The 8,650-nt window shown below is 51.2% G+C and carries 6 protein-coding genes and 1 pseudogene; all 7 read right to left on the bottom strand.

Going from position 1 to position 8,650, the window contains the following annotated elements:
• Window positions 1–399 (bottom strand): glycoside hydrolase family 95 protein (locus PAT3040_RS26270; RefSeq protein ID WP_146200562.1); only part of this gene is annotated, 399 nt, incomplete at its 3' end.
• Between the two features lie 163 nt (window positions 400–562).
• A complete protein-coding gene (locus tag PAT3040_RS26265; RefSeq protein WP_181376839.1) occupies window positions 563–2,125 on the bottom strand; it encodes an extracellular solute-binding protein in 1,563 nt (520 codons plus the stop codon).
• 81 nt (window positions 2,126–2,206) lie between these two features.
• Window positions 2,207–3,067: a carbohydrate ABC transporter permease gene (locus PAT3040_RS26260; protein WP_219930323.1), complete on the bottom strand. Its 861-nt coding sequence runs from the start codon at window positions 3,065–3,067 to the stop codon at window positions 2,207–2,209.
• A complete protein-coding gene (locus PAT3040_RS26255) occupies window positions 3,061–3,993 on the bottom strand; it encodes an ABC transporter permease (protein WP_108995011.1) in 933 nt (310 codons plus the stop codon). The genes PAT3040_RS26260 and PAT3040_RS26255 overlap by 7 nt, the downstream gene beginning before the upstream one ends.
• A gap of 154 nt (window positions 3,994–4,147) precedes the next feature.
• Window positions 4,148–5,236 (bottom strand): response regulator transcription factor, encoded by a 1,089-nt coding sequence (locus PAT3040_RS26250; RefSeq protein ID WP_181376838.1) that lies wholly within the window; start codon window positions 5,234–5,236, stop codon window positions 4,148–4,150.
• A gap of 2 nt (window positions 5,237–5,238) precedes the next feature.
• Window positions 5,239–7,026 carry a sensor histidine kinase gene (locus tag PAT3040_RS26245; protein ID WP_181376837.1) on the bottom strand — a complete coding sequence of 596 codons (1,788 nt, stop codon included), beginning with the start codon at window positions 7,024–7,026 and terminating at the stop codon, window positions 5,239–5,241.
• A 348-nt stretch (window positions 7,027–7,374) separates the two neighbouring features.
• A pseudogene (locus PAT3040_RS26240) lies at window positions 7,375–8,650 on the bottom strand (FAD-dependent oxidoreductase); the annotation flags it as partial.

The raw sequence follows: 8,650 nt of genomic DNA, 5'->3' as shown, positions 1-8,650 counted from the left end.
TCTGCATGCGCCTTGATTCAAATCCAGTTCCCGCATATATCCGGTAACTTCTCCTGACGGCAGGGGCAATTGGATATATAGATCTCCAAGCGGCTGATAATGGCCGTAGTGCGGGTTAAGCGGCGTTTTCATATGCTTTTCCGCCAGCTCGTGAGCTTCGCGGTAGCTGCCTTCGAACAGCAGTCGCCGAACCTCGCCAATCGATTGCAGCAAGCCGGGACTGGTATCGTAATGCGGCTTTCCCGACCATACCGTCTCTTCGTTCAAGCCGATACGTTCCTCATGAATGCCTCCGTAGACCATGCCGCCCAGCTTGCCGTTTCCTACTGGAAGCGCTTCCGTCCATTGCACCGCCGGACGATCGTACCATAAGCGCCAGTGCTTCCTCTCTTTATTCAACTGTCTTCTCCTCCTCTTGCTTAGACATTCGCCTTAACATATGGCGTTGGTTAGAGTAGATCAACTTCAATTATTGCCGTTGTTCGTAATTTTGTTGTTTCGGTTCAAGATTTAACGATCTCATTGAAATTCCCCACCGCATCCAATACGGTGGGGACCAATTTTATTTCTCCAATCCGAGTTCCGCCACTGTCTTCTCAACGGAGTCAGTGTACAGCTTATAGCTGAACGTGTTCTCTAACGTTTCAAGGAACTTGTCATATTCCGCGATCGGCGTTTTGCCGTACATGAAATTCGTCAACTGCTCTTGAACGAATCGGTCCGCATCGGCTTTCATGTAGCCCTCCGGAATATCGACCAGCTTATCTACAACAGGCAAGCGAGGCAATTCGGCTTCGAAATTGATATAGTCGGCTTGGTCCGGAAACTTGGTTTGCAGGTACGTTAGCTCCGGCCGGCCCGTAAATTGATAAACGAATGTATAGCCGTTTTCCTTTTTGCCTTGCTCCGTAATGGTAATCGTATCGCCGCTTGCCGTGTAATGAACATTTTCAAGACCGTAGTCAACCAAGCGATTGCCTTCTGTCGTCGAGACATAATTGAGCAGCTCGATAATTTTATTCAGCTTCTCCGGTTGTTTCTCCAGCGTCTTCGGCAATGCGAGCAAGTTATAGGAGGGACCTAAATCGTCTATGCCGGCGAATTGCAATCCGTTAGGTCCCTTAGGCGCCGCAAGCTGCGCCCAATCGGCATTCGGGTTGGCTTCCTTCCATACTTTAACCGCGGCTTCCTTGATCATCCCGCTCCAGCCGTCATAAATGATGCCGAATTTCCCTTGGAACGCCTTATCCTTCGCCGTATTTCCTTTGTTGCTCAAAAACTCGGGATCAACTACGCCTGCATCGATAAACTTCTTCACTTCCGTCAAAGCGTCTTTCATGGCCGGATCATAGAGCGCATTTCCGACCTTGCCATCCTTTAGAATGCTGACCGGAGCCGATTCCGTGCTGCCGCCCAGCGCGGTCGTGCCCGGAGTAACGCCGAACGCTCCGAACAGAGGCGAGAACGTGCTGATGCCATTGCCCGTAATCCCGAACGTATCTTTTTTGCCGTTGCCGTCAGGATCGTTTTCGGTAAAAGCCTTCGCCACATTGAACAGCTCCTCGACCGTTGTCGGCGGGGATAGCTTTAGATGGTCCAACCAATCCTTGCGAATCCAATACGTTCCGACTTCCAATCCATTCGTCCTTGGCAGCGCATATTGCTTGCCGGCGACTACGCCCTTCTTAACTTCATCGGCGCCAACAAATTCCGAATAATCGCCGAGCTTATCGAGATAAGGCCCCAAGTCCAGCAGTACGCCGTTTTTGGCGTAAGACTGTATTTGATCCTTCGAAATGAGCATCAAGTCGGGAGGTGTTCCTCCTGCCATCCGCGTGTTGATTTTGGTTGCAAATTCACTCGCTTCGAGCGTCATGGTCAAATCGATATTCAGCTTTTTGTTCAGCTCTTTCTTAACAAAATCGTCCTTTGGAAAACCGGGGCCATCCGCGGAAGTGACGCTGCCTTCCTGCATCACTTCAATCTTCACGGGATCGGCGGATGCCGAGGGTGACGGAGCATTCGACGGCGATTCCGATGGATTCTCCGACTGAGATTTGTTGCCCGAGCATGCCGCAAGCAAGCTGGCAACGAGTAGAATGGCTGTTACAGCTTTTAATTTCATGTTTACCCCTTCTTTCATTTTTTTATATGTGTACGCAGCAGCTCGTCCCATCAGGGCTCGGGTCTGGCGATTCACAGCGGATCAGCCTTTAATGGCCCCAATCAAGACGCCTTTCGTGAAGTGTTTCTGGATAAACGGATAAACGATCAGGACGGGCAAGCTTGCGACGATAACGGCCGCCATCTGCAGCGTCGGCGTCGGCACGACAACCTCCATCACATTTTCAAGGGAATTGCTCGTAAGCAGCAGCTTGCGCACCACGATCTGCAGTGGATTCAAATTCGGGTCCGTAATGTACAGGACAGCCGAAAAAAAGTTGTTCCAGTTGGCTACCGCATAAAATAAACCTATCGTTAACAAGGATGGCACCGACAGCGGGATGACGAGACGGGACAGAATCGTCCATTCGCCGGCCCCGTCGATTCGCGCCGACTCGAACAGTTCCTCGGGAAGCCCTTCAAAAAACGTCTTCATAATCAACAAGTTATAGGTTGCGACAGCGCTCGGAACAATGAGCGCCCATACCGTATTTAACATCCCTAAAGATTTGACCAGCAAATAAGTCGGCACGATGCCTCCGCTGAAGAGCATCGTAAATACGATCAGAAACAGGATGATCCCCCTGCCCTGAAGCCCTCTCCTGCTGAGAGGGAAAGCGCCCAAAACCGTAAGCAGCAAATTGATCGCAGTCCCTACCGTTGCCGTAAATAATGACACGAGCATGGAACGGGGCAGCTCTGACGTTTGAAAGAGATAGTTATACGCTTCAAACGTGACCGACCTGGGGATGACGAGAAACCCGCCATTTTTGATCACTTCTCCGTACGGGGTCAGCGACATGGATACAACGAACAACAATGGGAAGATACTTATGACGCCTACGAAAATCAGAATCAAATTAATGATAATGCCCGTTGCGCGTTCTCCGTTGCTGATTACCATATGCCTCCCCCCCATCTTCTTGCGATCTTATTGGCGGTCAGCACAAGCGCCATGCCGATTACCGATTTAAACAAACCAACGGCGGCAGCCAAACTAAAGTTTAATTGCTCAAGTCCGGTACGATAAACCCATGTATCGATAATATCGCCTACCGAGTAGACACGGACGTTGTAGAAAATAAAGATTTGATCGAATCCGGCGTCCATAATGTAGCCCAGTTTCAATATGAGGAGCAAAACGATGACGTTGGCGATACCCGGAAGCGTAATGCTCCACATTCTCCGAAGACGCCCCGCCCCGTCCATCATGGCCGCTTCATACAGCGACGGATCGATGCCAGCGATTGCGGCTAAATAAATGATCGCTCCCCAGCCGAGGTCCTTCCACACATCCGTTCCGACCAGAACGGATCGGAACCACTCCGGCGCGCTAAGGAAAGAAATCGCGTCATACCCTAAGTCGCCGAGCCAGCGGTTAATCAGTCCGGTCGTCTCGGACAGAAACGCTACGGCAATTCCGTAGACGATGACCCAGGACAAAAAATGCGGCATGTAGCTTAACGTTTGAACCCACCGCTTCAACCGGACACTCCGGGACTCGTTCAGCAGGATGGCCAATATAATGGACGGAGCCATGCCGAATATCAGCTTATAACAGCTGATCAGCAGCGTATTGGTTAACAACTGCGAGAAGTAAGGCGATTTGAATAACATCTCGAAATATTTGTACCACGGATCCGCCCAATCGGACCCCGATATTCCCGCTAAAATGTTATAGTCCTTAAACGAAATGATCACGCCGTACATCGGTACGTACTTAAACAGGATATACCACGCGACAAGCGGAAATAGCATCATATAATACACTTTATTTTTTCTCCATGCTGTCAATCCGCAACACCTCCTTATTCCTTGATGTACCTTCATTATCAACGACAAGCGCCTATGAAATAATGAACAGATTTATTTATCGGCAGTAACAAATTTATTCACTTTCACATTGGGCGCATAGCTGAATGCGTCGCAACAACAAAAAAAGGCAGCGTCTCCCCGTCGAACGAGGCAGCTTGCCTTTTCCCATTCATTCGTTATTTTTCTGCTTATCTTCCGCCAGTTTCATCCGTTCCGCTTTTTTGTTGTCCCGGAATTCCGACGGAGTGAAGCCCGTCCATTTCTTAAACTGCTTCAAAAAATAGTTGAGATGGACAAAGCCTACCCGCTCGCATATCTCCATGACGCGCAGATCCGTCTCCTCCAAATAATGGCAGGCCCACTCGATGCGAATGCGCAGAACATATTGGATAAACTGCTCGCCGGTTTTTTTCTTGAACAAGCCGCTCAAATACTGCTCTCCCATGTTGACGTATTTAGCCATGCCCTTGAGCGTAAGCTCCTTGTCGTAGTGGCTGTTCACATAGGCAATAATTTTGTTTATTTCCGGATGATCGGTTTCTTTCCGTTTAATTTTATGTTTGGAATAGTCGCGGAGCCTCTCCAGCAGACGATCCAGCGCTTGCTCGCGGCTCTCGCATTTCATCCATTCCGACATCCCCGCCGGGGTCTGCTCCGTAATGCGGGCGAATGTTTTGTCCAGCCGGTTAGCCGTTTCGATAATAAGTTCTGCAGGTACTTGGCCGTCTTGCATATAAGCCCATACCGCCTTTAGTGCCTGCTCGCATTCCGACCACTTCCCTCTTTCGAAATATTGAATAATTTCGCGCTCGTCTTTCCACGGAATGCTCTCGGTGTTCCATAGCTCAAGCATCGTACCGATCGATTGCTGCTCCCGTTTTTTGGTTAGAGCCCACGTCACTTTTTGAAGTGCCGTTTGAAGCTCTCCAGGATCCATGGAAGCTTTCAGCAAGTATCCGCTCGCCCCGTTCTGCAGCGCTTGTCTCGCATATTCAAATTCGTTCACGCAAGTCAGCATAACAAACTCGGCCTCATGAGCGCTATCCTTGGCGGCCCGCAGCAGCTCGATTCCATCCATGCAAGGCATCATAATATCCGTCACCACGACATCTACCGGATGCGTCTGCATATAATCCCACGCCTCAAGGCCATCCTCCGCCTCCGCCACAACTTCGAAGCCAAGCGCCTCCCAATCGATAGCTTGACGAATGGAACGAAGCACGAAAGGCTCGTCCTCTACAAGCAAAAGCTTCCACATCGTCATTCCTCCATTTCCGACTGATAGGGATTCGACACCAGAAGCGGAATCGTCATTCGCACCAGCATGCCCTCTTCCTGCTGCTTCAATTCAAGCCGTCCATCCTCTCTGTAGAGCAGAGAGAGTCTCTCTCGCAAATTGCTGAGTCCTATCCCTTTGCGCGTTCTTGCTGAAGACGGTCTTTTCGGCCGATTGGCCGCAGCGCCATTGTCCTCTACCTCGAGTACGAGGAGCCGTTCATCGCGGATGGCTCTTACGATAATCACTCCGCCTTGCTTGCGATAAACAAGCCCATGCTGAATCGCGTTTTCCACTAACGGCTGTAAGCTTAATTTGAGCATCAACGCATAATCAAGTTCCTCGTCCACTTCATAACGGACCTCGAAGCGATGATCGTATCGGAAAGACTGAATGTAACAATAAGCGCGCAGCAGCTCAAGCTCGTCCTTCAAAAAAACAAGATCCGTATCCGTGTTCAGGCTGCTCTCGAGCAGCTTCGCCAGCGCTTTGCACATTTCGGCCGTCTTTTCGTCGCCGAAATTGCTTGCGCTCCATTTGATCGTATTCATCGTATTCAGCAAAAAGTGGGGGTTCATTTGCGTAAGCAGCATTTGAAACTGAGCCGCTTCCTTTTGCCTCTCCTCCGCTTTAAGCTGACCGATGAGCCGGGAAATATCGTCGATCATGCCATTAAAGGCCCGGACGAATGACAGCACTTCCCCCTTATGCCGGCCTTCTGACAGCTTAATATTGAGCCGCTTATCCGCCGCCTCCTTCATTCGAATTTCCAGCAGACGAAGCGGTCTGGTCATGTTCGAGAGAGTAAGAAACGAAATGGCGGCAAATATGAGCGCAACAATAAGGAACGTATAAAATATTTGCCGTTTGAGGGACTGAAGATCTCCGATAAAAAAGTCCAGCGGAAACTGAGCGGCGACATACATGTTAACGCTCGGGATATATACGGCGTTATACACATACGTCCCGGACGAATCGATGTAATACGAATCCGCCCCCTGCCCGGCCAATTGCTTCAGCTTTGCAGCCAATTCGCCGCGGAGAACATAACCTGCATTCGTCTGAGCCTTCACAGCTCCAAATTCGTCTACGAGATAATAATTTTGTTTAATCTGCATGCTGTTTGCCGAATCCCTCAGCCATTGTTCGGCATCGATAGCGGCCCTCAGGCGCAGGCCCTCTTCGGACTTGTCATTCGAGAGCGAGTAATAGGAAAGCATCAGCTTTTCTCTATGCTCCTCTCCTATCCAGTTCAAGGCCGCTTCTTGCTCCCACCTCATGAGCGGTCCATCCAGCGGCAATTCTTCGCGTAATTTGGATGCCAATTGCGCGCGGACATCGGCTTTCTCCCTATCCGATCCTTGCAGCGGAAACGTCGTAAACGACAGACCGTCACTTTCCAACGTATATTGGATGTAGACGCTGTTCGGCAAATAAGAGCTTTTTAAAGCCGCAAGCTTCTCTTCTATCGTCTGGGCACGCTCGACTTGATTCAGGCTGCGGCTGTTTGCGAGCAGCTTCAACAGATCCGCTTCGCGCTCCATTTGCAGGACGGAATATTGAGCCGTCCATCGCACTTCCTCCAGCTTCGTCTTCATTAAGGAGAGCTGCGTACTGTTTTGCTGGCTAATTTTTTCCCCGATAACGGATTCGATTTGGTTGTAGTTTCGTATTTGCAGCAGGGAGAACGGTACGAACACAACCAATAGGAAGGTCAGGAATATCCGATTTCTCAATTTGGTCGGCCATAGTTTAGGAAATCGACGCTTCATCCTGTACCCCTCTCCTAAGGAACAAGAAGACCAGATTCCCGCCAAGCGGAAAGTGATCTTCCTCATTCGAATATTTATCGTTTCAACACAATTCTGTGAATAGTCTGTCTGCCTCTATCTTAGCTCACCATACGCTCTAATTTCCACAACTTCCGCATAGGCGCCGCCATTGGTCGACTCGACGACAAGCCGCAGGCGGTCGGTCGTTACGGATTTATCCAACGTATGCCTTCTCGTCCGTTTCCGGTTGTCGGTCTCCCGGTAAAGCGTCTTCCATGCGCCCTCTAGCCACGCCTCGATGCGGTAGTCCTTCACGAGCTCGGGAATGACAACGAACGGTGTGCGGTGATGAGCTTTGATGACCAGGAATGCATTCTGCGCGGTATCCGGCGACCAAAACAGACGGACATCGATCCATTGAAGCTCTCCTTCTTCCACCGACGTATAGGCTTGTGCCTCCAGTCGGTGAGGGACATAATTTTCCGCTTTGCCGGTGCTCCACACTTCCAATCCGTCTTGGCGTCTACGAGCAGCGACAGGCCCGTTAGCTCGCCGTCTACCGGGAACAGCAGCCCCGCGTCGCGTTCCAGCGGAAATGTCTTCTAAGGCGTCGTTACGGCAAGCTCACTCAATTCGCTTGAGGCAATAACGGACGCCGACCGCGCAAGATCGCGTTCATCCCGATTCGCAACGCCGATGATCGTCGCGTCCTGCCGAAGCAAGTGCTGCTGCAGCTCCGTCATATGCCCGCGATATATGTCGCGCGGCGTCTTGCGGTGCTTGACGCATAACGCGGCGCTGGCTCCCGCCGCCTCGCCGATGACCGCGCAGGTCGCCATCACGCGGGTCGTGCCGAAGGCAACATGCGTCGCGCTAATGTTCCGACCCGCGAACATCAGGTTGTTTACGTTCCTTGAATACAAGGAGCGGAACGGAATATGATAGTTGCCGTCGGCATGCAGATGCTTGGAGCCGCTCTCCGTCGCATACATCCCATGCGGCGGATGCAGATCAATCGACCAGCCGCCGAACGCGATACGATCTTCGAACGAAGTTTGCTTGATAATATCCCGTTGATGAAGAACGTAGTCGCCTATGAATCTGCGATATTCTCTCTTACCCGGTATAGCTCCCACCCATTCAAGCGCCATGTTGTCGGCGTCGAAATTGACGGAGTTTTTGATGAAATCCCATATTCCATATATAGCCGACCAGAGCTCGTCGCGAATGCGCTCGTTCTCATGGACGGTGTCCAGCTCGCATCATCCATCCGGTTACGGATTCAATGCTTCGATTCGCCTAGTCTCCCGTCGCTTCGACTTCATGCACATCGGTATTCAGGGACAGCTGAATGTTCGTTTCGGCCAATACGGTCTCAAGCATGACAAGATCCCAACCATAAGGGTTGCCCTCCGGATTGCGATACTGATTCTCGACGAACATCTCTCCCATAATGCCGGTCTCCGGCTGTAGCGGTTCGTCCCGTGAACGGTTGCGCCGCATACCCAGACGCGCACCTCGCTGCTCGAGTTGCCTCCGAGCACAAGCCGGTTCTGGACAAGCACGACCGTCTGACCGGAACGCGCGGCCGCCACCGCCGCAGAAACGCCGGATAAGCCGCCGC

It is taken from the genome of Paenibacillus agaridevorans (assembly GCF_003112455.1).
Taxonomy (GTDB): Bacteria; Bacillota; Bacilli; order Paenibacillales; family Paenibacillaceae; genus Pristimantibacillus; species Pristimantibacillus agaridevorans.
Note: the sequence above shows the minus strand (reverse complement) of the source record. Positions and strands in the feature narration are given on the sequence as shown.